This is a genomic window from Rossellomorea sp. SC111 (assembly GCF_024733565.1).
GTDB lineage: Bacteria > Bacillota > Bacilli > Bacillales > Bacillaceae_B > Rossellomorea.
On the sequence record NZ_JANIOC010000012.1, the window covers coordinates 16,337 to 41,408 of the forward strand.

Annotated in this window: 34 protein-coding genes and 1 pseudogene; 25 read left to right on the forward strand and 10 right to left on the reverse strand. The window is 40.6% G+C overall.

The window, feature by feature from the left end; all coding sequences use genetic code 11:
• Window positions 1–207 precede the first annotated feature (207 nt).
• The 6 genes from NQ095_RS15930 to NQ095_RS15955 all read left to right on the forward strand — a co-directional run bounded on the left by NQ095_RS15930 (window position 208) and on the right by NQ095_RS15955 (window position 4,078).
• A complete protein-coding gene (locus NQ095_RS15930) occupies window positions 208–1,140 on the forward strand; it encodes a hypothetical protein (protein ID WP_258264457.1) in 933 nt (310 codons plus the stop codon).
• Between the two features lie 472 nt (window positions 1,141–1,612).
• The gene (locus NQ095_RS15935) at window positions 1,613–1,939 is read left to right on the forward strand and encodes a hypothetical protein (protein WP_258264458.1); all 327 of its coding nucleotides are present in this window, start codon (window positions 1,613–1,615) and stop codon (window positions 1,937–1,939) included.
• Window positions 1,940–2,336: 397 nt separating this feature from the next.
• Window positions 2,337–2,675: a hypothetical protein gene (locus NQ095_RS15940; RefSeq protein ID WP_258264459.1), complete on the forward strand. Its 339-nt coding sequence runs from the start codon at window positions 2,337–2,339 to the stop codon at window positions 2,673–2,675.
• Complete coding sequence (locus NQ095_RS15945; RefSeq protein WP_258264460.1) at window positions 2,672–3,373, forward strand: hypothetical protein; 702 nt, start codon at window positions 2,672–2,674, stop codon at window positions 3,371–3,373. Before NQ095_RS15940 ends, NQ095_RS15945 begins: the two co-directional genes overlap by 4 nt.
• Before the next feature lie 27 nt (window positions 3,374–3,400).
• Window positions 3,401–3,778, forward strand: a complete 378-nt coding sequence (locus NQ095_RS15950) for a hypothetical protein (protein WP_258264461.1) — start codon at window positions 3,401–3,403, stop codon at window positions 3,776–3,778.
• Window positions 3,779–3,811: 33 nt separating this feature from the next.
• Window positions 3,812–4,078, forward strand: coding sequence for a hypothetical protein (locus NQ095_RS15955; protein WP_258264462.1), 267 nt, complete (start codon window positions 3,812–3,814; stop codon window positions 4,076–4,078).
• 111 nt (window positions 4,079–4,189) lie between these two features.
• On the opposite strand, the gene NQ095_RS15960 is transcribed toward NQ095_RS15955, so the two are convergent.
• The 4 genes from NQ095_RS15960 to NQ095_RS15975 all read right to left on the reverse strand — a co-directional run bounded on the left by NQ095_RS15960 (window position 4,190) and on the right by NQ095_RS15975 (window position 8,675).
• Complete coding sequence (locus tag NQ095_RS15960; RefSeq protein ID WP_258264463.1) at window positions 4,190–6,136, reverse strand: ABC transporter permease; 1,947 nt, start codon at window positions 6,134–6,136, stop codon at window positions 4,190–4,192.
• Window positions 6,126–6,887 carry an ABC transporter ATP-binding protein gene (locus tag NQ095_RS15965; protein WP_258264578.1) on the reverse strand — a complete coding sequence of 254 codons (762 nt, stop codon included), beginning with the start codon at window positions 6,885–6,887 and terminating at the stop codon, window positions 6,126–6,128. The genes NQ095_RS15960 and NQ095_RS15965 overlap by 11 nt, the downstream gene beginning before the upstream one ends.
• 100 nt (window positions 6,888–6,987) lie before the next feature.
• A complete protein-coding gene (locus NQ095_RS15970; RefSeq protein WP_258264464.1) occupies window positions 6,988–7,992 on the reverse strand; it encodes a sensor histidine kinase in 1,005 nt (334 codons plus the stop codon).
• Window positions 7,989–8,675 (reverse strand): response regulator transcription factor, encoded by a 687-nt coding sequence (locus NQ095_RS15975; protein WP_258264465.1) that lies wholly within the window; start codon window positions 8,673–8,675, stop codon window positions 7,989–7,991. Before NQ095_RS15975 ends, NQ095_RS15970 begins: the two co-directional genes overlap by 4 nt.
• Window positions 8,676–8,851: 176 nt before the next feature.
• On the opposite strand from NQ095_RS15975, the gene NQ095_RS15980 reads away from it, so the two are divergent.
• The gene (locus NQ095_RS15980) at window positions 8,852–9,481 is read left to right on the forward strand and encodes a hypothetical protein (protein ID WP_258264466.1); all 630 of its coding nucleotides are present in this window, start codon (window positions 8,852–8,854) and stop codon (window positions 9,479–9,481) included.
• Window positions 9,482–9,564: 83 nt separating this feature from the next.
• On the opposite strand, the gene NQ095_RS15985 is transcribed toward NQ095_RS15980, so the two are convergent.
• The 4 genes from NQ095_RS15985 to NQ095_RS16000 all read right to left on the reverse strand — a co-directional run bounded on the left by NQ095_RS15985 (window position 9,565) and on the right by NQ095_RS16000 (window position 12,489).
• The gene (locus NQ095_RS15985; protein ID WP_258264467.1) at window positions 9,565–9,933 is read right to left on the reverse strand and encodes a VOC family protein; all 369 of its coding nucleotides are present in this window, start codon (window positions 9,931–9,933) and stop codon (window positions 9,565–9,567) included.
• Window positions 9,934–9,981: 48 nt separating this feature from the next.
• Window positions 9,982–10,836 carry a helix-turn-helix domain-containing protein gene (locus NQ095_RS15990; RefSeq protein WP_258264468.1) on the reverse strand — a complete coding sequence of 285 codons (855 nt, stop codon included), beginning with the start codon at window positions 10,834–10,836 and terminating at the stop codon, window positions 9,982–9,984.
• Window positions 10,837–11,106: 270 nt separating this feature from the next.
• Window positions 11,107–11,508 carry a carboxymuconolactone decarboxylase family protein gene (locus NQ095_RS15995; protein WP_258264469.1) on the reverse strand — a complete coding sequence of 134 codons (402 nt, stop codon included), beginning with the start codon at window positions 11,506–11,508 and terminating at the stop codon, window positions 11,107–11,109.
• Window positions 11,509–11,613: 105 nt separating this feature from the next.
• Window positions 11,614–12,489 (reverse strand): LysR family transcriptional regulator, encoded by an 876-nt coding sequence (locus tag NQ095_RS16000; protein ID WP_258264470.1) that lies wholly within the window; start codon window positions 12,487–12,489, stop codon window positions 11,614–11,616.
• A 182-nt stretch (window positions 12,490–12,671) separates the two neighbouring features.
• On the opposite strand from NQ095_RS16000, the gene NQ095_RS16005 reads away from it, so the two are divergent.
• The 18 genes from NQ095_RS16005 (at window position 12,672) to gvpU (ending at window position 24,346) form a co-directional block, all read left to right on the forward strand.
• Window positions 12,672–13,958 (forward strand): GntP family permease, encoded by a 1,287-nt coding sequence (locus NQ095_RS16005; RefSeq protein ID WP_258264471.1) that lies wholly within the window; start codon window positions 12,672–12,674, stop codon window positions 13,956–13,958.
• Window positions 13,959–13,978: 20 nt separating this feature from the next.
• On the forward strand, window positions 13,979–14,755 hold the full coding sequence (locus NQ095_RS16010) for a 3-hydroxybutyrate dehydrogenase (RefSeq protein WP_258264472.1): 777 nt from the start codon (window positions 13,979–13,981) through the stop codon (window positions 14,753–14,755).
• A 535-nt stretch (window positions 14,756–15,290) separates the two neighbouring features.
• A complete protein-coding gene (locus NQ095_RS16015) occupies window positions 15,291–16,469 on the forward strand; it encodes a ParM/StbA family protein (RefSeq protein ID WP_258264473.1) in 1,179 nt (392 codons plus the stop codon).
• 9 nt (window positions 16,470–16,478) lie between these two features.
• A complete protein-coding gene (locus tag NQ095_RS16020) occupies window positions 16,479–17,072 on the forward strand; it encodes a ribosomal L1 domain-containing protein (protein ID WP_258264474.1) in 594 nt (197 codons plus the stop codon).
• A 361-nt stretch (window positions 17,073–17,433) separates the two neighbouring features.
• The gene (gvpA, locus tag NQ095_RS16025) at window positions 17,434–17,694 is read left to right on the forward strand and encodes a gas vesicle structural protein GvpA (protein WP_258264475.1); all 261 of its coding nucleotides are present in this window, start codon (window positions 17,434–17,436) and stop codon (window positions 17,692–17,694) included.
• Between the two features lie 50 nt (window positions 17,695–17,744).
• Window positions 17,745–18,236: a GvpT/GvpP family gas vesicle accessory protein gene (gene gvpT / locus NQ095_RS16030; RefSeq protein ID WP_258264476.1), complete on the forward strand. Its 492-nt coding sequence runs from the start codon at window positions 17,745–17,747 to the stop codon at window positions 18,234–18,236.
• A 24-nt stretch (window positions 18,237–18,260) separates the two neighbouring features.
• On the forward strand, window positions 18,261–18,734 hold the full coding sequence (gvpQ, locus tag NQ095_RS16035; RefSeq protein WP_258264477.1) for a gas vesicle protein GvpQ: 474 nt from the start codon (window positions 18,261–18,263) through the stop codon (window positions 18,732–18,734).
• 20 nt (window positions 18,735–18,754) lie between these two features.
• A complete protein-coding gene (gene gvpJ, locus NQ095_RS16040) occupies window positions 18,755–19,015 on the forward strand; it encodes a gas vesicle protein GvpJ (RefSeq protein ID WP_034764908.1) in 261 nt (86 codons plus the stop codon).
• Window positions 19,016–19,095: 80 nt separating this feature from the next.
• Window positions 19,096–19,362, forward strand: a complete 267-nt coding sequence (gvpO, locus tag NQ095_RS16045) for a gas vesicle protein GvpO (RefSeq protein ID WP_034764910.1) — start codon at window positions 19,096–19,098, stop codon at window positions 19,360–19,362.
• A 30-nt stretch (window positions 19,363–19,392) separates the two neighbouring features.
• Window positions 19,393–20,316: a gas vesicle protein GvpN gene (gene gvpN, locus NQ095_RS16050; RefSeq protein ID WP_258264478.1), complete on the forward strand. Its 924-nt coding sequence runs from the start codon at window positions 19,393–19,395 to the stop codon at window positions 20,314–20,316.
• Between the two features lie 11 nt (window positions 20,317–20,327).
• Window positions 20,328–21,095 (forward strand): GvpL/GvpF family gas vesicle protein, encoded by a 768-nt coding sequence (locus NQ095_RS16055; RefSeq protein WP_375162852.1) that lies wholly within the window; start codon window positions 20,328–20,330, stop codon window positions 21,093–21,095.
• Window positions 21,095–21,355, forward strand: a complete 261-nt coding sequence (locus tag NQ095_RS16060) for a gas vesicle protein GvpG (protein ID WP_258264479.1) — start codon at window positions 21,095–21,097, stop codon at window positions 21,353–21,355. The genes NQ095_RS16055 and NQ095_RS16060 overlap by 1 nt, the downstream gene beginning before the upstream one ends.
• A gap of 4 nt (window positions 21,356–21,359) precedes the next feature.
• The gene (locus NQ095_RS16065; protein ID WP_258264480.1) at window positions 21,360–22,166 is read left to right on the forward strand and encodes a GvpL/GvpF family gas vesicle protein; all 807 of its coding nucleotides are present in this window, start codon (window positions 21,360–21,362) and stop codon (window positions 22,164–22,166) included.
• A gap of 23 nt (window positions 22,167–22,189) precedes the next feature.
• Window positions 22,190–22,465, forward strand: a complete 276-nt coding sequence (locus NQ095_RS16070) for a gas vesicle protein (protein ID WP_044340208.1) — start codon at window positions 22,190–22,192, stop codon at window positions 22,463–22,465.
• Window positions 22,431–22,715: a gas vesicle protein K gene (locus NQ095_RS16075; RefSeq protein WP_034764925.1), complete on the forward strand. Its 285-nt coding sequence runs from the start codon at window positions 22,431–22,433 to the stop codon at window positions 22,713–22,715. The genes NQ095_RS16070 and NQ095_RS16075 overlap by 35 nt, the downstream gene beginning before the upstream one ends.
• A gap of 22 nt (window positions 22,716–22,737) precedes the next feature.
• Window positions 22,738–23,070, forward strand: coding sequence for a gas vesicle protein (locus tag NQ095_RS16080; RefSeq protein WP_034764928.1), 333 nt, complete (start codon window positions 22,738–22,740; stop codon window positions 23,068–23,070).
• A 15-nt stretch (window positions 23,071–23,085) separates the two neighbouring features.
• Window positions 23,086–23,925: a GvpT/GvpP family gas vesicle accessory protein gene (gvpT, locus tag NQ095_RS16085; RefSeq protein ID WP_258264481.1), complete on the forward strand. Its 840-nt coding sequence runs from the start codon at window positions 23,086–23,088 to the stop codon at window positions 23,923–23,925.
• Between the two features lie 19 nt (window positions 23,926–23,944).
• Window positions 23,945–24,346, forward strand: a complete 402-nt coding sequence (gene gvpU, locus NQ095_RS16090; protein ID WP_258264482.1) for a gas vesicle accessory protein GvpU — start codon at window positions 23,945–23,947, stop codon at window positions 24,344–24,346.
• Here the strand turns inward: gvpU and NQ095_RS22590 are convergent.
• Both NQ095_RS22590 and NQ095_RS16095 read right to left on the reverse strand, forming a co-directional pair.
• Window positions 24,270–24,476, reverse strand: a pseudogene (locus tag NQ095_RS22590) (hypothetical protein); the annotation flags it as partial. The gene gvpU and the pseudogene NQ095_RS22590 overlap by 77 nt on opposite strands.
• Before the next feature lie 289 nt (window positions 24,477–24,765).
• On the reverse strand, window positions 24,766–25,023 hold the full coding sequence (locus tag NQ095_RS16095) for a GlsB/YeaQ/YmgE family stress response membrane protein (RefSeq protein WP_098438646.1): 258 nt from the start codon (window positions 25,021–25,023) through the stop codon (window positions 24,766–24,768).
• Between the last annotated feature and the right edge of the window lie 49 nt (window positions 25,024–25,072).

A 25,072-nucleotide genomic window follows, 5' to 3' on the forward strand; every position in this document is an offset into this window, starting at 1 on the left:
TTATGGGAATGTAAGAAACGTTTTTGATAGACAAGAAGGCTTTGTGTTTAAATGAGTAGACCATTCCATTTTCTTTTTTCCTTTCCGATCTGGTTTGATATGAGATAAATATGGATATATCTTCTAAATAAGATCATATCTGTATTAAGGTGTGTCTTAGATAAGAATGATTCTGTGAAATTTAATAAAACAAAGGTGGGTAGATAATTGGTGAAAAAAATATCTATTTTAATCGTAATTTTCTTTTTATCAGGTTGTACTTCTTTAGAAGAGAAGGTCTCCACCTTTACGGAAGCAGAAATTGATGAGGTGTATGGAGAAAAAGTCAAAATGACTTCTATAGAGGAATCCACACCTATTGGCGCCACGATCATTGTGGTACTTACAAAAATCTTCACTGATGTATATGACCTGACATTTCAATCTGAAGATGATCCGAATTTCACATTCGGGGGTGAAATCTCAGGGGACCTTGAAAACTTTGAAGAGGATTATGTTCAAAGTAAACATGAATATTTACTGGAACGGGATAAAAAGTATGAAGAATACCAAAAAGTATTTGAAGAGAATGGAATAGTAGATGTCCAGTTTAGAAGTATGATTTATAAAGGCAAACCTTACATAACAATCAGTGGATACTACCAGGGTGGAGAAACCAACCCGGAAAAGCTGGTACACACAATAGGAGAAATAAGCGAAAGACTTGTGAAAGTGCCTGTCGAAACCTCACTCGATCTGGAAATGGAATATAATCGAATTTCAACAGATTACTATAGTAAGGAAGAATCTGATGAATTCCAGCAGATAATAGAACAACAATTTATGTTGATTCACCACCATGAATTGGTTGATAGTGGTGCATTGGAACAAGAACTCGAGAAGTTGGATATGTTTGCCGATTCAAGTTTGAATTGGGATGAGAAGAGTGAACATTTTATTACAACACTGTTTGTAAATCAGGATATCACCTTATTTGCCAAACCTTATTCAAGTAATGAGGACATTCTAAAAGCCTTTGATATCTTCAAGAAATACGGTATGGATGAATCAGTCGTGAACATCATTGACTTAGATGGTACATGTAAGGTAAAGGAAGTAAAAGAAACGGAAGATCTAAGCAGGTGCTATCGAGAACGCTAGAAGAGGTCCGTCTCACAAAGAGACGGATTTATGATACTACCATTTATATGGTAAATTTTAGATAAGTGTACGACTATTGAGGTGAGCAGAACTGAAAAAATTGAAAGATATAGATGATATGACCCATGTGTACCTGAGCAATATGCAGTTTCCTAAAGAAAACAGAAGAAATGTAATAGGGTTTCTAACCCTACTTTTGGACTTTTTAGGATTGCTTCCTTTACAGAGCATTCCTTTTTCTCCCTCCTTTTTCTGGGCTGCACTGGCACCTGCTGTTTTTATTCATTTATGGGGCATTCTTTATATCGTTGCTCCCTATAAATTTGAACGATCTTATTACTTATACATTGGAGTTTTTGGGGTTGTAAATACGTATGTATTTTTCCTTGTTATTCAAAAGTTTTTATATCTTCATATCGGTGTAGAAAGTACCCGCTTCTTTTACATAGGATTAGTGCTTATGGTGTTTCTATTGATATTTATTCAGGTTTTTCATGTGAAAATGCTTTATTCCGGTGCCTATGTCAAAATCCAAAATGGAAAGTCTCCATTCACTATTTTATCGATCGTCGCTTTCTCAACTTTAGGATACGTTGCTGCACAGTTTTTAATGTCCTACATGCTCACTGACTCAGCATATATGATTGTATTAATGATGGCGTATACGGTCGTTTCAATCGTGACTGCTTATTTATCAACTTTCGTTCACCGGTATATTTATATACGAAAATATAATGAAAAAGTGTTGAAAATGTATCCTGATTTGGGGAAGCCAAAGGATTCCAGGAAGTTTGGTTAGGGGGATTTTATCGTTGAAGCATGAAATGGTAGATGATATTACTCTGTCTTATTTAAGGTTCCAATCACCCAGCGAAAACAGGAGTAATATACTTGTGTTTCTTTTCATTTTTCTGGATATCATTGGTGTGCTTTTCCTTCTGGGAGAGCCCTTTATTCCTTCGTTATTTTGGGGTGGCATTATTCCAGTGATATTCATTCACCTGTGGGCCATTCCGTATGTAATTGCCCCTTATATGTTTGAAAGATCCTATTATCTGTTTTTCGGAGTGTATGGGGTGATCAATACCTTCTTATACTTTTTAGTAATACAAAAGTTGATATATTCTCATTTTTAAATATTCGGAACTGCCCCTTTGATTTTAGGCTCTATTTTATTTGTATCCCTTCTTTTCATCATGAATTGGATGAATACCCGCTTATTGTATTCGGGAACGTACTCACGTCTTCAAAAAGGGGAAAAGACTGTCAACCTTACTCCGATTGCTTCGACCACAGGCATTGGCTACGTACTGGCACAGGTCATCTTCTCATCCTTCTTTGTAGAATCAGTGAAAATCCTCATGATCATAGGGGTCTTCTCTATCCTCTCAGTGGCCACGGCTTATTTTTCAACCAGCATCCATAAATATTTTTATATCAGAAGGCACATCGAGAAAGTAAAACAGATTGATCCCCAATTCGGGTTGCCGAAAAGGGAAAGAACTCTGATTCAGAAAAGAGGGAAGAGAACATGAAAAGGCATAAAGATATTGATTCTATCACATTGTCTTATTTACATTTACAAACACCGAAAGAGAATAGAAGAAATATCATTACGTTCTTTCTCTTTTTCTTGGACATCATTGGTCTCCTTCCCATTTTGGGGGAGCCTTTCTCCTATGCCTTTGTCTGGCCGGCTGTTGTACCAGTGGCATTATTACATATTTGGGCAGTCCTTTATGTGGTTGCCCCTTTTACGTTTGAAAAATCGTACTACCTGTTTTTCGGCATCTACGGTATCGTGAATACGTATGTGTATTTTTTGGTGATTCAAAAATATTTGTATGTATATGCCGGATTGAATGGTAAGGTCCCTTTTACTTTAGGTTTGCTGTTACTAATAGGACTGCTAGTGTTTTTCCAGCTATTAAACCATAGAATGTTGTATTCCGGGACGTATGCAAGACTGCAGAAAAATGATCAAAAGGTTACGATATCACCTGCATTGACCGCTTCAGGTATTGGGTATGTCATTGCTCATATTCTGCTTTCTTCGTTTATGACGGAATCTCTTTTTATGATCATCATCATTACGGGAGTATCCATATTATCGATACTCACCGCCTTTTTTTCAACGACTGTCCACCGATATTATTTTATTGTGAAACATGAAGAGACCGTTAAGAAGTTGTACCCTCAGTTTGGTTTACCTAAAAGAGAGAGGGGAATTTAACGGGGAATCATTTTGGGGGGGAATTACATGTCAAGAAAGAAAGTAGTAGGATTTATCCTTGTGTTCGTGGTGTTTACCTTGATTGCATGTTCGCTATATGGAATAAATGTCCCTTTACCCAGTTCCTATATTCCATTAATGATAGCAGCAAATGGTGTGTTTGCTTTTTGTTCTATTTTTGCTCAACGATTGATTATTGTTTTATATGAAGTGAACGTCTTTGAAGGAAAAGATAGTTTTATCGGATATTTCAATAAGTACACAGCTATCTTTACATCGGGTATTAATTACTATATACAAAACGTATTAAACCGTCTCCCTTTTCTAGTGAATAAACTCTTGGCTATATGTTTTTTCCTCTCTCTTGTTTGGATTGGTTTTGGGATTGTTGCAATCTTTAATTAGCGTTTATGTAATGATGGGTAGGTGGGATATAGCATGACAAAGGAAGAACGTATTCAACTTTCAAAAGTGAATAAAAAAGGTAAAAAGAAGGATGAGAAATTCTTCTCATTTAAACGAGGCTTCATTTTTTACTGGAGGAGTAATGTCTTCCTTCTCTTTTCTATTCTTTTATTCTTATTGAATAAGAATAAATGGGCTCCGGATGGAGATAGTTATGTTTGGTTATTTGGCATTCAGGTCGAAGCACTACTCATTCTTCTCTCATTCATTGCTTGTTTACGTCCCAGGATACTGGAATAGGCTAAAGAATATGCGCCTGAGCAAGAAATGAAGAAGATAAAATGACGGAACAGGATGTAATCCCGCATTGCATAAAAGAGCCATCCCGGCATCCAGGGATGGCTCTCTCCATTATAGCGACGCTTTAATCACCTTTTTATAATACAAAACCGATAATACACCAAAGATCGAATACAACACTGTATATAATACCATCACAATGATCATCGGCGTCCAGACTTCGGCTCCGAACAGGAACCATCCGGACTGGACTGCAAAGTAACTGTGCAGAAGTCCGATGAGAAGAGGAATTCCGAAGCTGAAGAGCTGCTTCGCTTGAATGCCTCTCAATAAGTCACTTTGAGTAAATCCTAATTTTCGTAAAATCGTATAGTTCGGCTTCTCGTCTTCACTTTCGTCCATCTGTTTAAAGTACAGGATACAACCAGATGTGATCAGGAAGGTGAGGCCGAGGAACCCGACGATGAACATCGTGAGGCCCATGCTTTGTTTTTGTTCGGCTTTCATGTCGTACTGTGAAGCGTTCCCCCATCTTTCAACTAGATTTAACTCATGAAAGAGGTCGTTTGCTTTCTGTACATCTTTTTCCTTATCGATGTTCACACCGATATGAAGGGACGATTCCCTCTGGATTTCTGGATCCAGGTCCTTTTTCAGCTGTTGGAAAACATGGTCGTCCACAATGACCGCAGGTGAACCGAACCCTGTAAACCAACCAGAGATCGGGTATTCATCCTGCATACCCAAGTATTTAAGCTTTATGTTCTTCGTTTTTCCTTTTAGCTCTGTCATACCGGAATCGTGTAGGGGCATCAGCTTTTGAAGTAAGTCGCTATAGCCAGTAAAGACCGTTTCCCCTTTTTTCACGTCAATGCCTTCTACACTTTTTTCACTGATGACAGCAGTAGGCATGGCATCTTGTGATCCGTTCAGTTCACTGAATTCAGAGTCTGCAATGTCTTCCAAGTTAACGAGAACTCTGATGACTTCTATTTCCACTTTTTTGAATTCGATACCATTATTCAACAGGGCGTCTTTAAAATCATTGAAGTCTTGTTTGTTTATTAAAGAAAAATCTGCCGGTACACTATTTTCAGCCGTTTTTTCAGCTGAGTAATACCCAATGTAACTTAAAGACAATAATCCGATAGCCAGAGCCGATACCGTCGTGATGATCGTCAAAAGCAATGCGTTGGATTTCATCCTGAACATGATGGATGAAAGGGACAGGACCTCGTTGATGTTTAAGTAGCCACCCTTCTTCTTACGGATGACATTAAAGATAAAGCTCACAGACCCTTTATAAAAAAGATAGGTTCCGAGAATCACTGAGCCAAGTATAAAGAGCATGGCTCCATACAGCTGAGGCATCGTTGTGAAGTCCCCGCCAAACAATTTGGAAGATACATAATATCCGGAGGCAATCAGGATGATTCCAAAGATACCGATCATGATCTCGAACTTGGACATTTTTTTCACTCTTGTCTCCGTTGAAGAACGGACCCTGAAGAGTGATAAGATGCTTTGTCTTTTAATGAACACCAAGTTCATCAACATGATCAGCAGGTAAATCGCACAGAACACAATAACGGTCTGGATGAGTGCCTTGGACGAGAAATGCAGTGTAGCAATCGCATTAATACCGGTTATATTGAATAAGATCATGATGATTAACTTGGAGAAGGAAAACCCGATCAAGATACCAAGTATCAAAGATCCAAAATAAAGGATGAAATTCTCCACGCTTAAAATGCGGAAGATTTTATTCTTTGTCATACCGATTAACTGAAATAACCCAATTTCTTTACTTCTTCTCTTAATGAAGAGGGTATTGGCGTATAAAAGGAATATCGAGACAATGGCGACCAGCAGGACAGAAGCTGCCTTTACCGCTGCCCCGCCTTTAATGGTTCCCTTTGTTGCATCCATAGATGGATCGTACTGCAGGGTCACAAAGGCGAAATAGAGAGCGACACTAAAAATCAGGGCAAATACATACAGGTAATAATTCTTCAGATTCTTCTTCAGATTCCTGAAGATAAGGGTATTAATGTTCATTCTGCACACCACCGAGCACGCCTTGGGTTTTCATGATGTCACTGAAGAAATGCTGCCTCTCCTGGTCGCCTTTTGTTAATTGAGTATAGATCTGCCCGTCTTTGATGAAGACGACCCGGCTGCAGTAGCTCGCCGCAACGGGATCATGGGTAACCATGACAATCGTCGCCTTCAGCTTTTGATTCAGCTCGCTCAGCTTGTTAAGGAGATCAGAGGCCGATTTAGAGTCCAGGGCGCCAGTCGGTTCATCTGCGAATATGATGCTTGGTTCATGGATGAAGGCACGAGCGGCTGATGTCCGCTGTTTCTGACCGCCTGATATTTCATTCGGATACTTATCTTTCAGTTCAAGGATCCCGAGTTCTGAAGCGAGGTCATTGAACTTCTGGTCGGCTTCCTTCTTCGGAGTCTTAGTAATGGATAAAGGCAGAAGGATATTTTCTTTCACCGTCAAAGTGTCGAGCAAGTTGTAATCCTGAAAGATAAATCCGAGGTGATTCTTTCGGAACTGTGCGAGCTGCTTTTCTTTCATCATCGTCATTTCATTACTCTCAATCTTAATCGACCCTTCACTCACTTTGTCGATGGAGGAAAGGACATTCAGGAGGGTGGTCTTTCCGGAACCCGACGCTCCCATTATACTGACGAATTCCCCTTTTTGAATCGACAGGTCGATTCCCTTTAACACTTCCTGCTTATTGAACTTATTTCCGTAGCTTTTATGAAGTTTGCTTGCTTCTAATATAGTCAACATGAAAAACTCCTTTGATTTGATACCTTTATTATAAAAAGCAGGAAGTTTCTTTTCCTTTTATTGTTCGAACAAAACAGAAAAGCATGTGACATTTCTGTCACACGCCGGTAAGTTGGACGAAATCATTTTTCTCCGGGAAGGTGAGGGTGATCCTGGTCCCCTCTCCCCGTTTGGATTCAATATCTATGCTAATCAGCAGAGATTCTGAAACTCTCTTGGTTAAATATAAGCCCATTCCCGTAGAGGAGTGATCATTGTGGTCAATGGTCGAGGTGAATCCTTTTTCAAAGATCCTTGGCAGGTCCCTGGAGTCGATTCCCCTTCCGAAATCCTGAATGGTGAGAGTCACTTTTCCATCTCTTTTTTCGCTTAATATGGCAATGTCCGTTTTAGAGCTATATTTAACAGCGTTGGTCAAAAGCTGCCTGATCATGAATGCCAGCCACTTCGCATCGCTCAGCACGTTTGTGACCACGAGTTGGATGTCAAATCCGATCCCTTTCTGAATACACCAAGATTGCAAGGTTTTTATTTCCTGAAAAATAACAGACTCGAGATCGGTGTCCTCAATGTATAAATCATTCTCCATAAAAGACATACGCTTCTGGTGCAGCTGCCGATCCAACAAAAGGTGGATGCGCAGCCACTCATATTTTAAATGAGACTTCAATGGTTCGTCTTCCAAACGCTCAATCATCAAATGCATCGCCGTCAGAGGGGTTTTCACTTCATGTATCCAGGAGAGGAGGTCGTCCTTTTCCTGTTCGAGCATCATTCGATTCTCAGATGCTGTCTTTCTCAAAAGGTTCGCCTGCCCCGATAGACTGTCCGAAACGATTTCCTGGAATGGAGTATCAGGGGCATCCACCCCTGTAATGTTAAGGTTATGATCCCATTCTTTAAGGCGCTTGAAGAACCGGGTTTCCTTCTGATAGCGGATGAACACGAAAACAATGAAAAAGAGCAGAGAAAGGAACATCATATAGATGATCGATTGCAAGGGGATGGCTGTATCGATATAGGCGATAAAGATCCAAAACAGATGAAGTACAATCACGAACGATATCCAGCTTTTCCGTTCCCATAAGTATGTACGGATCATGGCGAATCCTCTTCAATGGCCAGATATCCTTGCCCGACTTTCGTTTCAATGAAGCGGCCGAGTCCTATCTCTTCAAGGGTTTTCCTGAGGCGGTTCACATTGACGGTCAACGTGTTATCGCTGATGAACCGCTTGTCATCCCAGAGGCTGTTCATCAGTGCATCTCTGCTGACAATCTTATTTTTCTGATCGATTAGAAGTTTTAATATGTACATTTCATTCTTCGTCAGTTCGACGGACCCCAGTTCATTCGTTACCATGTTCCGTTCAAAATCAACGGTTGCCCTGCACCAGGTCTTGATGCTCACCTGTTCGGTGTTATAGTTATACACCCTCCTGAGGGTCGCCTGGACCTTTGCGATGAGGACATCGAAATGAAAGGGTTTCTGGATGAAGTCATCTGCCCCAAGCTGCATGGACATGACCATATCCGTCGGGTGATCCCGGGAGGACAGGAACAGGATCGGCACATTGGAATGTGTGCGTATCATCCGGCACCAGTGGAAGCCGTCGAATTTAGGCAATTGAATATCAATGATCACAAGATCCGGTTTCACCACTGTGAACTCCTGCATGACTTGATTGAAATCTTTGATTCCATATACCTCATAGGACCACTGGGAAAGCCGTTCCTTGATTTCATTGAAAAGGGTTATATCATCTTCGATTAGTAATAATTTCAATTCTTTCACCACTCAATCTTGCTGTTTACATAAATTGTATAGGAAATTACATACGTTTGCCATATGCCTGAAGATAGGAATTGTTTTATTTAGAAATATTTAGATTATTTTTACAAAAGATGGGTATTTAATTTCTAAAAGCAATTGACCAAATTGCATAAGAAAGGAATTAAAGCATGAAGAAACTTCTCGGGTTAGCATTGATAACAGCCGTTCTGTTAAGTGGATGTGGTGAAGTGCAGATTTCGATTAATAAAAACGCGGAACCACAGACTGGAGAGAATAACAGTAAAGAGGAAACCAACAAAGAATTGACCCTGGTCGATGATGTCAAAGACGGTGAAAAACTAACGAATGCTGATAAACAAAAAGCGATCATTAAATTTATCAATGAAGATATTCAGAGAGTTGCTGAATATGAAGTTGTGGCATTTGAATCTCTTGCATCGGTCTCTGGTGTGAATTATACCGATGATGAGACCCTCTATAAAGAGCTGACCTCAACAACCATACCTTCATATGAGAAAGCCTTGGGAGAAGCGGAGTCCATCGAGGGAAAAATCCCCGAACTTGAGGAAATGACGGAACGGATTGTGAGTGCCACCCAGATTTTTTATGATTCCCTTTTGCTCGAAAAACAGGCTATCGAGGAACAGGATGAAGTGTTGATAGAGGAGTCCAATGCCAAAATTGAGGAGTATTACAGACTGGTGGAATCCTATCATTCGGATATGAAACTCTTGGCAGAGAAGTATGATGTGACATACCAGGTGGATGGACAGAGCGGGGAGGTTGATGAATTATGAAGCCTGTTGTAAAGATGTTTTAAATGTACGTGTATGGAGTCATAGGAAAAGGATCCCATTACACACGGATCCTCTTCCTTTTTTTATATCCTGACTTCACTTACAAGAGCATGTGTATTCCCCTCAGTATCCTCAAAAAATACCATCCATGATTCCACGTCGTCCATTTTTGCCACCATGTGAGGTTCATCCACAAAATGAACATCATTTTCCTTCATCTTTTCGTAGCTTGATTGGATATCTTCTACATCAAAATAAATGACTGAGCTGTGGGTGAACTTTTCATTTTCCGGCAGGGTAAGGAGGAGCCTCACCCCGTCACAATCAAAAAATGCCATAGAGGCAGTCGTGAATAGGAGCGGGCGCCCCAATTGTTCACGATAAAAGTCTATGGCGCGGGCTAAATCCTTTACGGGGACTCCGATTTGTTTGATTCCTTGAATGATACTCATTTCATCTCTCTCCTTTCATTTCCTCCTTATCGTAGGAGATTGAAGGAGTTAATTCTTTTCCAAAATCACTTTTTTTCGATAGAAAGTGGGTGAACAACCCACAAATTGTTTGAACATCTTAGAGAATGACACAGGGTTTTGATAGCCAAGTTCAAAGGTGATGTCAGTAACGGAAAGGTTACGATCTTTCAATAATTTTTTGGCTTTTTCAATTCGTAATTCCGAGATGTGGCGGTGTGGGGTTTTCCCATAATACTGAGAGTAAGTTCTGATCAGATGATTTTGTGATAAACATGCAACCATCGAGATATCCTCGAGTGTAAGAGCGTTGTGGTAACATGCTCTGATATATTCATGAGCGATGGTGATTCTCCTGTAGATTTCCTCTCTGGTGGAGTGTTTTACTGCATGAATTGATTCAGTTCTTTTCAAATGTTGAAAATGAGAGGTTAATAGATTTTCCATAAAGATATGATACTGTTCTTCACACCAGTTATCTTTTGGATATATTTCAAGCCTTTGGGACATTTGTATCTGCCTGGCGATTGAAGGGGTGATCTCATAGGTCCTTTCGAAAAACTCAATGGGTCGGCTACGTTTGAACGGATCGGTTATCAATTGATTGGGAGAGTCGTTCAACGTGCGATAGGTATCTTCGGCAAACCCTTTCTTAAAGAAGATACAAAATGACTCCACCTGCTGATCTTCCTCGATGGTAATGGTGTAGGGGCCATCATTGACCAGAAGATACCGACCTTCCTCTACGCAGAAGTAGCCTCTGCTTGTTTTGTAGAAGGCCTTTCCGTTCATGAAGGTCTTAATGGACAGTTGTCCGACTCCTTCCCAATGAAATTTGTCGCTCTTTGCCTGCAGAATGTAATTAGAAGAATTGGGTTGTTTCATATGATTTTCTCCCTGATTGATTAATGTTTTTTCATTATACTAAATTATGGAATATCTTTCTTCCGATTTTGAACAATTATGAAACAGCCATGATTAACTACAAGGAAGTACCTGGTTGATGGAGGATATCCCCTTATAATGGCTCAGGTTGCCCTTAATTAAGTCAAATCGACCGTGATAAGGGGAAAAGGTGGTACTAGAAGTGAAGAGCCTAAATAAAGCAATCTAATCAAAAAGAGACCTGACAATTCATCAGGTCTCTTTTTTAGGTCAGTGTTTACTTTCATGACGGATAGCGAATACTTTCTTTGCAACCGTTAAGGCATTAAGAACACGGGGGAACCCGGTATATGGAATCAAATGAGTTATGCTCTCTACGATTTCTTCCTCTGTTAATCCTGCTGTAAGTCCCGTGTTGATATGGAGCTCAAGCTGAGGTTCTGTCCCTTGTGTTACAAGGGAGGAAATGGTGACGATGGCGCGTTGCTTATTCGTTAATCCTTGGCGGGAATAAATGTCCCCGTAGGCAAACTCGATAATGTATTTTCCCACATCGGGAGCGATGTCTTCCAGTGCTTCAGAGATCTTAAGATGTGTGGAGATTTCTTTATTATCGGTCAGTGTGTATTCCATCAGTTTATCCAATCCGTGTTGATATCTGTCTTGATTCATTTTCCATTCCTCCTGTCAAAGTTACTACAGGAATACTATAACGCTACACACATATATGCGTAAAATACATATATTTTATTAATAGTATGCGAAATAGTTATAGGTTTACCGGTCATCCAGCATTTTCTTGAATTCACGAACAGCAAAAGATTCATATCTTCCTTTTTTCGTGATGATCCCTAGGTTCCAAGGAACGACCGGATTTACGATGGGGATGGATTTCACGACTCCATGGTCGACTTTTTTAGAAATGGATTGTGGGAAGATTGAAATACCAAGATTTTGCCCGATCATTTCGCCTATAAAGTCCCATTGTGAACTCTCATAGGCGACCTTTGGATAAAATCCCGCTTTTCTGCACTCTTCAATGATTTTGTCATGCAGGGCAAAGTCTTCACTGAAGAGGATGAAGTCCTCCTCATGCAATTCGTTCATTTCCACCGAATCTTTTTCCGCCAATGGGTGAGAGTGGTGGACAAATAGCATATGTTTCTCGGAAACGAAGGGGACGACATCAAACTGCTCTTCATCCATAGGTAAGACGACTACCCCAAGGTCCAACATCCCATCCCTCACTTCTTCCACCACTTTATTGGCACGATATTCGTTCAGCTGTATATGGATGTCCGGATACGATGTTTTAAATTCCTTTATGATGCTTGGGAAGAATAAGAATCCAATCAACGGGGGGATTCCGATTTTAATTTTCCCTTTCTTTAAGTTCATTAAGTCATATAGATGAGTCGATAAGTGATCAAGAGATTCAAGGATGACCTGTCCCTGTTCATAAACGATTTCGCCGGCTTCAGTCAGTTCGATTTGACGGGCGGACCGGTCGATCAGCTCCATCTCCAATTCATCTTCCAAACTCCTTACCATTTTACTGAGGGTGGGCTGGGATAGATGAAGAACATTTGAAGCCTTCGTAAAACTTTTGAATTTGGCCACTTCATTAAAGTAGGTAAGCTGTCGAATATCCAATGGTTTCTCTCCTTTTCAATCTATAACTTTTTTGCATGATAAGTATAGTTTAAATTCATTTTACTTATTTATAGGAGAAGAGTAAAATTTCTTACGTCAAAAAAAATTATTGTTTAAACGGTGGAAGAGTGGTGTGAAATCGCGCACTCTCTTTTTGTTTTCTTTAGAAGGGTGGAAAGAAGTTGTTTAGTATTTTAATAGGATTGGTGCTATTGATGGTTTTCGCTTACCTGGGATGGTCCATTATTTGGATTGCACCGATTGTTGCAGGCATTGTGGCATTCATAAGCGGTATGGATCTGATGGATACGTACACCGACACTTATATGTCGGGATTCGTGAATTTCGCCAAGCAATGGTTTCCGATTTTCTTACTGGGAGCCGTTTTCGGAAAGTTGATGGAAGATACAGGTGCAGCAAAATCGGTCGCTTATCAAATCACGAAAATGATTGGGGAGAAGCGTGCCATTCTTGGGGTGCTGGTCGCTTCGGCAGTACTGACTTATGGAGGTGTGAGTCTCTTCGTCGTTGTGTTCGCCATCTATCCCATCGCATTGGCATTATTCAGAAACGCGAACATTTCAAGAAAGCTGATTGCACCGACGATCGTGCTGGGGGCATTTACGTTCACGATGACGGCTGTTCCGGGAACACCGCAAATACAGAATCTGATCCCGATGAAGACGTTCCACACGTCACCGATGGCAGGTTCATGGATGGGAGTCGTGGCGTCACTCATCATGGCTGTCGGTGGATACCTGTGGCTCGTGGGCAGGCAGAAGAAGATGGCTGCAAGCGGGGATACATTTAAGGAAATCAGTCAAACAGGGGCAGGGTCAAATGATGAGCAACAAGCTTTACCCAATTGGATCGTCTCCTTACTGCCATTACTCTTGGTTGTCATGTTATTGAACGGGATCAAATTGAACGCCATTCCCTCATTAATGGCAGGGATTATACTAATTCTCCTAATAAATTTGAACCGTTATAAGAAATTCATTCCTTCCATCAACGAAGGGGCAAAGGGATCTGTGATGGCCATCATCAATACAAGTGCGGCAGTCGGGTTCGGGGCAGTGGTGACGAGTGTACCGGACTTCGACCGCATTACAGATCTACTGTTGGGGATCTCATCAAATCCATTAATCTCGGAATCCTTGATTGTTCAGATCCTTGCGATGATCACCGGTTCTGCTTCCGGGGGGATGGGGATTGCCATGCAGGCACTCGGCGACACCTATTACCAACTGTCTCAATCGACCGGAATCAGTCCGGAAGCATTTCATCGCATGGCTTCTATTGCTTCCGGGGCATCGATCCTGCCTCATAATGGGGCATTATTGACGCTCTTGGCGGTTACAAATGTAACGCATAAAGACTGTTATAAAGATGTGTTTATTGTAGGGCTTGTGATTCCTACCATGGCAGTCATAGCGGGGATCATTATGGCAAGTATTGGACTTATATAATAAAAAAGGAGTGTATTGAAATGGTAGAAAATAAAGTGGTATTAATAACGGGTTCAGCAAGCGGCATCGGCTTTGAGTTAGGTAAATCCTACGCTGAAAAAGGAAGCAAAGTGGTATTGACAGACTTGAACGAAGAAGGCGTTCAAGCAGCGGCTGATAAACTTAAAGGTCTTGGTTATGAAGCAATTGGTCTTAAAGCTGATGTAACGAGTGAAGAAGATATCAAGAACATGATCGACACAGCCCATAAACAATATGGACGTATCGATGTATTGGTGAATAATGCCGGATTACAACATGTCTCCCCGATTGAAGAGTTCCCGACAGCCAAGTTCGAACTTATGATCAAAATCATGCTTACCGCGCCTTTCATAGCCATCAAACATGTGCTGCCAATCATGAAAGAACAGAAGTTTGGACGTATTATTAATGTTTCTTCCATCAATGGCTTAGTGGGCTTTGCCGGAAAAGCTGCATACAATAGTGCGAAACACGGCGTGATCGGGCTGACGAAAGTGGCAGCTCTTGAGTCGGCTCCTTTCGGCATCACTGTGAATTCCATTTGCCCTGGTTATGTAGATACACCACTCGTAAGAGGACAATTGAAGGATATTGCAACTACGCGTAACGTTCCTTTAGAAAAAGTCCTGGAAGATGTCATCTATCCGTTAGTACCTCAAAAACGCTTGCTTGATGTCAGTGAAATTGCCGATTACGCAATGTTCCTGTCCAGCGATCAAGCGAAGAGTGTAACGGGACAAGCGGTCGTCATCGACGGCGGATATACGGCACAATAATTAGGTTCATTCTTTATAAGACTTCGGCTTGCGAAATGCTGAAGTCTTTTTTCTATCCATTTATCGAGTCGTTAGACGATCTTTCTCTTTTCAACACATTCGTTCTTTATCGGCATTTTTCTCCTCTCGACATTTTCTGAATCAACTTTTTACATCTCCTCTTCTTTTCCCTCTTAATTATTATCTGTAATAAAAAGGTAGTTTTCTAGTTTTATAATGTAGTAGAAAGAGCATGATTTGAAGTAAGAATATGTAAAAAATATTAAGTTTACAAATTTGTATACATGTAAACAAAATCGTACACAATTGTATACAAAAAAGTAAACATGTACACAAACGAGTACACATGCTGTTGTTAAGCGTTGTATACAATTAATGTACACAACGATACAAAAATGTGTACGAAACAACGCGTTCTCACTTGCCATATTCGATAGAAAAGTAGGATTGACCGAAGACGATAAATTGTATACTCTGAGAGTAAGAGTTGAAATGTTTAGACAAATTCTCACTCATGAATGAAAGGATGATTTTAATGACGAATTCTCGCATTGCAGCCATTGATGTTGGTAATGATTCTTTAAAAGGTATTTTTGGAAAAATGGACGCTGAGGTGAATATTCCGAACGTCATCGCAAGGGATGTTGAAGACCGTCCTATCATCGGTATAGAGGAGCTGGATACACAAGACCCACTAGACGGCATACATATCCGTGTCCACTCCCCTGCTTTGAAAGACAATAATGCAATTTATCGTGTCGGAAATCTTGCGACAAAGAGCAATAACTCGACTGAACTGGATCCGGGCAGCAGTAAATCAGAAGAAGATCAAACATTGGTCATGCTGTTTGCTTCTATTGCTTTGGATGCAGCACGTAATGGATCAGATTTCAAAAAGAATAATAATGTAATAGAAGCAAACTACACGCTCGGAACAGGCCTTCCACTACGTGAAGTAAAGGAAGGAAAAGATGTTGGATATCGTTCAAGATTAGTAGGTTCTGTTCACCAGGTCGAGTTCCTTGTCACTCCACGCTATCAAGGTATCAAAGTAAATATTAAATTTGATGAAGTGAAAGTGTATCCTGAAGGATTTGCTGCTTTTATCAACCTTGTGATGGATAATAATTCAAATATCATCAACAAAGATTTGATTGATAAGCGCATCTTGATTCAGGATATTGGTGGATTATCAACAGATATTGCGGTCATCAAAGATCGTAAAGTAGACGATGATAAAGCTCAAGGGTTTAACCTGGGTGTATCTGAATCACTAGAATTGATTCGTGAGGAAATCCGCTCAAGACATGGTATTGAGCTTGACAGCCGCCGTGATGTGGTCGAAATCATCACGAAGAAAAGTGACCGCAATCATATTATGGTAAAAGGTAGTCGTACAAGCGTACACGACATCGTAGACCGCATTATGCTTGAGCTTGCTAAGAAGCAGTACCGCCATCTTCGTAATATGTGGCAAAAGAATTCCCAAACCGAGATCTGTTACTTCATCGGTGGTGGATCCAGCGTCCTTAAAGAGTATATCAAGACGCTTAACAATAATCTTGATGGGTACAATATCGACTTCTTTGAAGATGAGAAGGAAAGTATCTGGATGATGGCAAACGCATACTACAAGTTGATTGCCGACTTCACAAGAAAAACACAGAAGCAACAAGCCCCGAAAGAAGAACAAAAATTAGCGAAAACCAAATAGGGTGATGGTATGACTGAAAAAGGGATGTCGAGGGGACAGCCGATCACATTTAGGCTCCCTTCAGATACACCTGATCACGTATTAAAACATTTACAAAAGCTCAAAGAAATAGAAAAACGAAACTTCTCCAGTAAAATTGCAGAGCTTGTCCTAAACGGGGTGAATGATACAATTTCAAGGCAGCGGGAAGCGATTACGATTCCCCTTCCGAAGGGATTGGACAAGTCCCAACGTGACTGGCTTAAGCATGAACATTCAGAAGCCCTGCTCGGGAGCATCGTGTACCAGCTGCTTTCAAACCCGGTTCGAACTGCCTCCCTCCTTGCTTCTTTGAGCAGTAATTCATTGGATATCGATGAAGCGCTGTACCTTCAGGAGGAATCTGCAGCAAGTGACGATACCGAAAGAACGTGGTCCTTTGATCAAGTGATGGATGCTACCCCTGAAGAAGTCGTGGATGAGCGTTCCTACTCAACAGATGAAGAACTGGACAACTTCGATTGGGACAATGCCATGAAACCCAAGGAAACCGTCAATGAAGAGCCTAAAGAAGAATCGATGGACGACCTCTTAGGAGATTTTCTCGCCCAAATGAATAAATGATAAGAACCTGAAGTGAGGCCCTTGGGCCTATCCTTCAGGTTCTTTTTGGTTCTATATACCCTATCCCTTTAATGCATATATTCCTACTGAATTCAACTACCTATTATAGTTGGAAACTGTAATCGATTTGTCTTATTTGAATTATATTTTTCACCAAAAACCCTCCAGTGCAGATGCCTCTTAGGAAAAAATGTTACAGTCCGTTACAACCGATTTAAAACATGTATAAAAAATGGCAGTTTACTTCAAATAATTCCCACCCTGTGGTTTAAACAGGGCATAATTCGAGGTAAACACCGATTAAACAGAATAAAACATGGCACGTCAGTCATTGGCTACACCACTAAAGAGGAGAGATTCGATGAGTATTCAAAAAAGTAATGATAGCTCAAGTCTCGCAGAAGTCATTGATAGAATCCTGGATAAAGGAATTGTCATTGACGCATTCGCCAGGGTTTCCTTAGTAGGAATCGAAATTCTTACTATAGAAGCACGGGTGGTAATCGCAAGTGTCGATACGTGGTTACGGTATGCAGAAGCAGTTGGGCTTTTAAGAGACGAGGTCCAGGAAGAGGGTCTTGCCAAGCAGGAGAATGAAAGAGGGAGCACATTCAGCATATAAACAAGTAAATGAAATATAGTTTTACTATTTTAATAGAAAAGAGGATGAATATGTCAGAAGTGAAAAGCAGTCAACAGGTGGAAGAAACGAAGAGCACTGATGAAAAGGAAGGACAATCCACTGAAAACAGACAATCTATGAATTATGCGATTATCGGGGGAGTAGTCGGTGCAGGAATCGGGTTACTTTCGAATCCCGGTACAGGAAAAAAAGTAGTGGACAGTTTAGGGAAATCAGATGTGATGAAAGCTGCAAGTAAAGAATTGCGAAGGTCAGCACAGGAATTCCTGACAGAGCAGGCCATCATCACCCTTAGACAATCCGCTACCGGATATATGAGCAGGCTGGATGGTGGCTTGCTGTCACCTAAGAAGAAAAAAGAAGAGGCGTCGGAAAACTCTGATGCCAAAGCAGAAAATAATGAACATTCTTCGAATCAGTCAGAAGAATTAGAAGAAATCAAAGAAGAAAACAAGAATTTGAATGAGCGTTTAGAACGAATTGAAGAAATGCTGAACAGCCTGGTGGATTCTAAGAAATAATCGCATCCCTGAAGGGGGCATTACATGAGTAAGCCTGTAAAAAAAGCAGTTGGGAAGATGGCTAAAAAAGCATACGACCATGCTCCGGAGCCAGTGAAAGAGAAAGTGAAAGATACGATGAAAGAAAAGGCGAAAGAAACATTTGTGGAGAGTGTTGAAGACGGGCTTCAATCAAAGGCTAACGAGGCATCAGAGAAGTTAGAAAACGCAAAAGAGAAAAATGCCAATAATGTTCATACCAAAGCAGAAGAAGCAAAGGAAAAAGTACAGGATGTCCTGCTTTCCGTACGAGAAAAGTTAGGAAACGCAAAAGAAGCAGGAGAAGAGTTCCAAAAGAAAATCTCTTCATCGAATGACAATCAAACAAAAATCAAAGGCGTGGGAAATATTAAGGGAGCAAGTGACATCAAGAGTTCCTTTAACATTAAGAGCTCCACCGAAATCAAAAGTTCAGAAAATATTAAATCATCAAAAGACATTAAGACAATCTGTTCTTAGACACTGGAAGGAGAATGAAATTGGCTATACAAAAAAGTAATAACAGTTCAAGTTTAGCAGAAGTAATTGATAGAATTCTTGACAAAGGGATCGTCATTGATGCATTTGCTAGAGTGTCTGTCGTCGGAATTGAAATATTGACCGTTGAAGCAAGGGTCGTCATCGCCAGCGTAGATACATGGTTGCGTTATGCAGAGGCAGTAGGTCTTTTACGCGATGACGTAGAAGAAAACGGTCTTGCTACGCAGCAGAATGAAAGAAGCTCCCAGTTCAGCATTTAATAGGAGTGAAAGCAAAGGAATCAGTAGTTGAAGGGGGCCGTTATCGGCACCCTCCCCTTCATCTACAGTAGGAGGCAGCTATGGTAATCAAAGAAATCATGAATAGTGTGACGGATTTCTTCAATGAACATGTAGCTCCGGTCCATAAGATTACGTCAGTGGAACTGACAGAGGACGAAGGATGGAAGCTTCAAGTCGAAGTCATTGAAGAAAAAGAATATATGAAGAAATATGCGAAAGACGAAATGCTTGGCACATATGATGTTCTTCTCAATAAAGAAAAGGAAGTCACCTCATTTAAACGACGGGATATCCGTTACAGAAGTGCCATCGGACAGGAAATGTAGTGTCCTTTAGCGAGTAGGAGGGAATTGTACGTGACGGTCTTAACTAAACGGATCAAAAAGGATAGCAGGGCATTAATACAAGATGATGAAACGAAAGAATTGCTTTCGCGCTCATTGCAATACCTTAAAGCTGGATATCCTGTGCATTTCACAGGTCCTTCCGGGGCCGGGAAAACATCTCTTGCACTCGCACTTGCGAAAAAGAGAAAAAGACCGGTTATGCTCATGCACGGTAATCACGAACTGAATAATAAAGATTTAATCGGTGATTTTACGGGTTATACAAGTAAAAAGGTCGTGGATCAATATGTACGATCCGTTTATAAAAAGGACGAAAGCGTTACAGAGACATGGAGAGACGGACGTTTATTGGAAGCCGTCAAGAATGGTTATACACTTGTATACGATGAATTTACTCGATCACAGCCGACGACGAATAATATTTTCCTATCCATTTTGGAAGAAGGAATCATTCCTTTATATGGTTCGAAGCTCACAGAGCCCTTTATTAGAGTACACCCGGAATTTGCCATCATATTTACTAGTAATCCTGCAGAATATGCAGGGGTTTATCAAACACAAGATGCCCTACTCGATAGGTTAATCACCATTAACGTAGATTACAAAGGGGCAGAACAAGAAGCGAAAATTATATCAGAAAAAGCTAACTTGGTTATGAGTGAAGCAAGAGCGATTACTACACTAATCTCAACATTACGCGATCAATGTACAAATGAAATGAACGGACCGAGCTTGCGTGCTTCCTTGATGATTGCAAGACTCGCCATTGAATCAGACATTCCCATAGACGGTAAGGATACAGATTTTCAACGTCTATGTATTGATATAACAGCACATAGCATAAGTCGATGTATCGACGGAGAAAACTCACAAGAAAAAGCAGAACAATTCATTATAGATGCATGTAAACGCATGAAGGTATCTGAGGAATAAAGGAGAGTTTAATGATGAGTCAGAAAGAAATAGGAATTTATATATTTTGTGCCATACAAACCAATGATGATGATCAATTTGGTTCGATTGAAATAGAAGGAGAAGAACGTGAGACGTTCACGATCAGATATAAGGACGCAGCGATGGTAGCGGCAGAAGTGCCTATGAAAATTTATCATCCTAAAAAGCCGAATTTATTGATGCACCAGGGAGCTGTAGCCCGGGTTATGGAACAAAAGGATACAGTCATCCCGATCAGCTTCGGTAATGTCTTTAAGTCGACAGACGATGTTGAGGCCTTGCTTGAAAACCTTTATCCGCAGTTCGAGACCCTTTTCCCGGCAATTAAGGGGAAAATCGAGTTGGGCTTAAAGGTTATCGGTAAAAAGGAATGGCTTGAAGCCATGGTAAAGGATAACCCTCAAGTAGAAAAAATGGCCTCTGCCGTAAAAGGGAAATCAGAATCGGCAGCGTATTACGACCGAATTCAGCTTGGTGGAATGGCTCAGAAGCTATTTGCTTCCCTGCAGAGTGAGATTAAGGAAGAAGTTTACGCACCTCTTGAGGAATCGGCAGTATCTGCCAAAGCCAACGAGCCTTCAAGTGAGAAAATGCTGCTGAACGCTTCTTTCTTAATTGACCGGGATCAGGAAGAGTTGTTCGATCAAAAGGTCAATGAAGCACATGAAAAATGGAAGGATAAGGTCGAATTTAATTACAGCGGCCCTTGGCCCGCTTACAACTTTGTCAACATACGCTTGAAGGTTGAAGAAAGCTGATGATTCATAAATTGGTGAGTGCACCAATTAATTTAGTCATAAAGGTCGCCGAAAAGATCAAAGAAGAAGCAGACAAAGAATTGTACGACCTTCCTACCATTCAACAAAAATTGATTCAGCTTCAAATGATGTATGAATTGGGAGAAATTCCTGAAGAAGCATTCCAGGAAAAAGAAGATGAGCTTTTAACAAGGTATGAAATTGCGAAACAGATGGAAATGGAACAATGGGAAGAATTAACGAAAAAGAAGCAAGGGTGATCAGATGAGCGATTTACTTTATTTATACGGATTAGTTCCGACAAAAGAAGCAAATAAAGATAACCTGCCCTCCATGAAAGGGTTTGATGGAGAAAGTGAGCTGTACACGATTGAAATTGGAGAAGTGTCAGCCATTGTGTGTGATTTACCATCAAATCAATACTCTGAAGAGACCATTAAGGACAAAGTTGATAACGACATGGACTGGCTTCAGGAAAAGGCGTTTCACCATCACGAAACAGTATTGATGGTTTCAAAGTTGTATACCATCATCCCCCTGAAGTTCTGTACATTATACAAAAACGAGGATAGCCTCAAGTCTACGATAGAAGGCAATCGAAATAAGCTGGAAACGACATTTGAACAGTTGGACGGCAACGAAGAGTGGAACGTCAAGATCTACTGTGACGATAAGCTGCTGAAAGAACAAGTAAGTGAAAGCAATCCATCCATCGAAGCCAAAAGGAAAGAAATCAGCGAATTACCAAAGGGCAGGCAATTCTTTGAAAAGAAAAAAATCGATCAGCTGATTGATCGGGAACTTGAAAACGAGAAAAACCGCCTTTGTGAAGAGGTTCATGAAAAGCTTAAAGAACATTCCCTGCATGGGAACATCAAAAAAAATTGGAGTAAGGATGTAACAGGCCGACAGGAACATATGGCTTGGAATAGTGTATTTCTCCTTCCTGCATCCAAAGTAGATGAATTTGTAGAAGAAATAAAGCAATACGAAGAAGAACTGGGACACGCAGGTTGGAAAATTGAAGCATCGGGTCCTTGGCCACCCTATCATTTTTCTAGTTTTTCTTAATCACAAAATAAGGAATGAGAAATATGACAGTGAGAGAATCGATCGAGAACAAAGATATAGCCCTAATAGATATTTTAGATGTCATTCTCGATAAAGGTGTGGCGATTAAGGGAGATTTGATTATATCCATTGCCGGGGTCGACCTCGTTTATCTGGATTTGCGGGTTCTGATCTCCTCGGTAGAAACGTTGGTTCAACATAAACAAGGGACGCGTAAAACCGTAACATCCGATCAATTCGATAAAGAAAGGGAGGGATTGATTCATGCAACAGGCCAGCGGGACAAATGGGCGAATTAATTTTGACCCGGAAAAAGCAGAACAAGGATTGGCACAGCTCGTATTGACCGTTGTAGAACTCTTAAGGCAAATCGTTGAGAGACATGCCATGCGGCGTGTAGAAGGCGGCACGTTAACAGATGAACAAGTGGAGAATCTAGGCATAGCCCTAATGAACTTAGAAGAAAAAATGGAAGAGTTGAAAGAGGTATTTGGTCTTGATGCAGAAGACTTGAATATAGATTTAGGTCCTTTAGGGAGCTTAATGTAATGCCGATTAGGGAGGTTACATGATGGGTATGGAGCATCCGGTTCAATCCAACACAATCGTGGATGTATTAGAAAAGATTTTAGATAAAGGAGTTGTCGTGGCAGGAGATATCACGGTGGGAATCGCCGATGTCGAGCTGCTTACGATAAAGATCCGCTTAATAGTTGCTTCTGTAGATAAAGCAAAAGAAATAGGCATGGACTGGTGGGAAAATGATCCTTACTTAAGTTCCAAAGCCGCAGATAACAACACTAGAGCACTGGAAGAGGAAAATAAGAAATTACAGGAACGACTGGAATCACTTGAAAAGAAACTGGATACGAACCGTCTTAATACGGCGGAAACAACAAACTAAATGGAGGTTTTACCAATGGCAGAAAAAAATAATACCCAAGACACAACAGTTGAGAATCAAGGACAGGAAAAGAATTCAACGAATGAGAACAAGACAAGAAGAAGTGGCCCTATCAAGAGAACTGTAGCCGGAAGTCTGTTGGGAGCGACTGTAGGATATCTGGCAACACCTGAAAATGGAAAAAAACTATTAGATCGTATTGACCAAGAGAAATTAAAAAGTAAGAGCTTGGATTTCGGGAAAGCAGCAAAAGAAAGATCCAGAAAAGCCGCTGTGTCACTAAAATCATCAACAGCCAACCTATTTAAGCGTGATAAAGAGGAAGAAGCATCTGAAGACACGGAAACGGCCGTAAATTCAACAGAAATGAACAGCCAAGAGGAAGAGTCGAACCAGGACTATGACTCCCTTAAACAGGAAAATGAAGAATTACAGAACCGTCTGCAGCAATTAGAAGAGAAAATGAATCAAATTGCCGCAGCACGTGAAGATGAAAGCGATGAAGAGGAAGACGAGGATGATGAAGAAAAAGAAGAAACTTCTTCAAGTAAGAAATCCTCAAAAAAGTCTAAAGAAGAAGCGTCTGATGAAGAGGAAGACGATGAAGAAGACGAAGATACTGATGAAGATGAAAAAGCAGAAAACGAAAATGAAGAAGACGAAGATGAAAGCGAAGATGAGGAAGAAGCTTCTGGCAAGAAGAAATCAAACGCAAAATCAAGTTCAAAGGGAAAGAAGCGTTCTACTCGCAAATCTTCAGCTAAAAGTAAAAAATCTGCAAAAAAAGATGAAGATAAAGACGAAGATCAAGAGGAAGATACAACACTCTCTACCGAAGATGACACAGTAGCATAACGATAAAGGAGATGTGAAAATGAGTGTAGAATCAGGTACAGGAAAGGACAGCATCTTAGAATTTTTTGTACAGGCATCAAACAAACATGACTTTTCATTAGACATCACGTTAAACGTCAAGGGAGCCGTCATAACGGGTACCCTCGTCTCCGCAAAGGAATACTTCGATTCATTGAGTGAAACCTTTGAGGATGGCAGTGACGTGGCTCAGAAGCTGAGTGAAGAGCTAGCGAAAGCCGGAGAATCTGTGGAAGAAGGTCAAAGTGCTGAAGCCCACTTTATTCATTTGAAGAATACTAAGGTGTATTGTGGGGACAGCAAGCCGACACCTTCAAAAGGGAAGATCATGTGGCGTGGAAAAATAAATGAAGTCGACGGGTTCTTCTTAGGAAAGATTGCAGAATCGAAAAGTAGTAAATAATATAAAAAAGCAACCGGGCCCGGTTGCTTTTTTGTATGATGGATCCGAGATTATTCCCAAAGGACCCGACAACAATGGTATTTTCATCTAAGAAGGTAACTCCGAGTGATTGGAGCATACCGAATCCTCCATCATTAGTGGAAGCATGGGTATACCTGGAATGGACGCTATTTCAATATGTTTTTTTTCTGTATATTCGGGTATAGATTAGTATACAAAGGAGGTTACCTTCATGAAACGTTTAATTGGAAGACTGATCAAATGGGGACCTATCATTTACCCGGTCTATAAGAAGTATCGGAATAAAAGAAGACATAAGAAATCGATGACGTATTAAGAGGGCAGCCTGGATGGGCTGTTTTTTTATGTATTTAAGGGCAAATAAAAACCCCCTGGACTTCCAGGGGGCTCATTTGTTATCAATGAGAAGTCTTTCTCATCCCTCTTAGCAGTAAGCTTAACAGGAATACAAAAATGATAGCTCCAAGTAAGGCTGGAATGATAGCGATTCCTGCAAGAGATGGTCCGAAGCTTCCAAGAAGTTCTCCACCGATCCATGCACCGATGATACCAGCTATGATGTTACCGATGATTCCACCAGGAACGTTTTTTCCTAATATTAGACCAGCTAACCAACCGATGATTCCACCAACAATTAAATACAAAATAATACCCATTTTTTTCTTGCCTCCAAGTTATGTTTTTGTGTTGTTATAAGGTAAATTC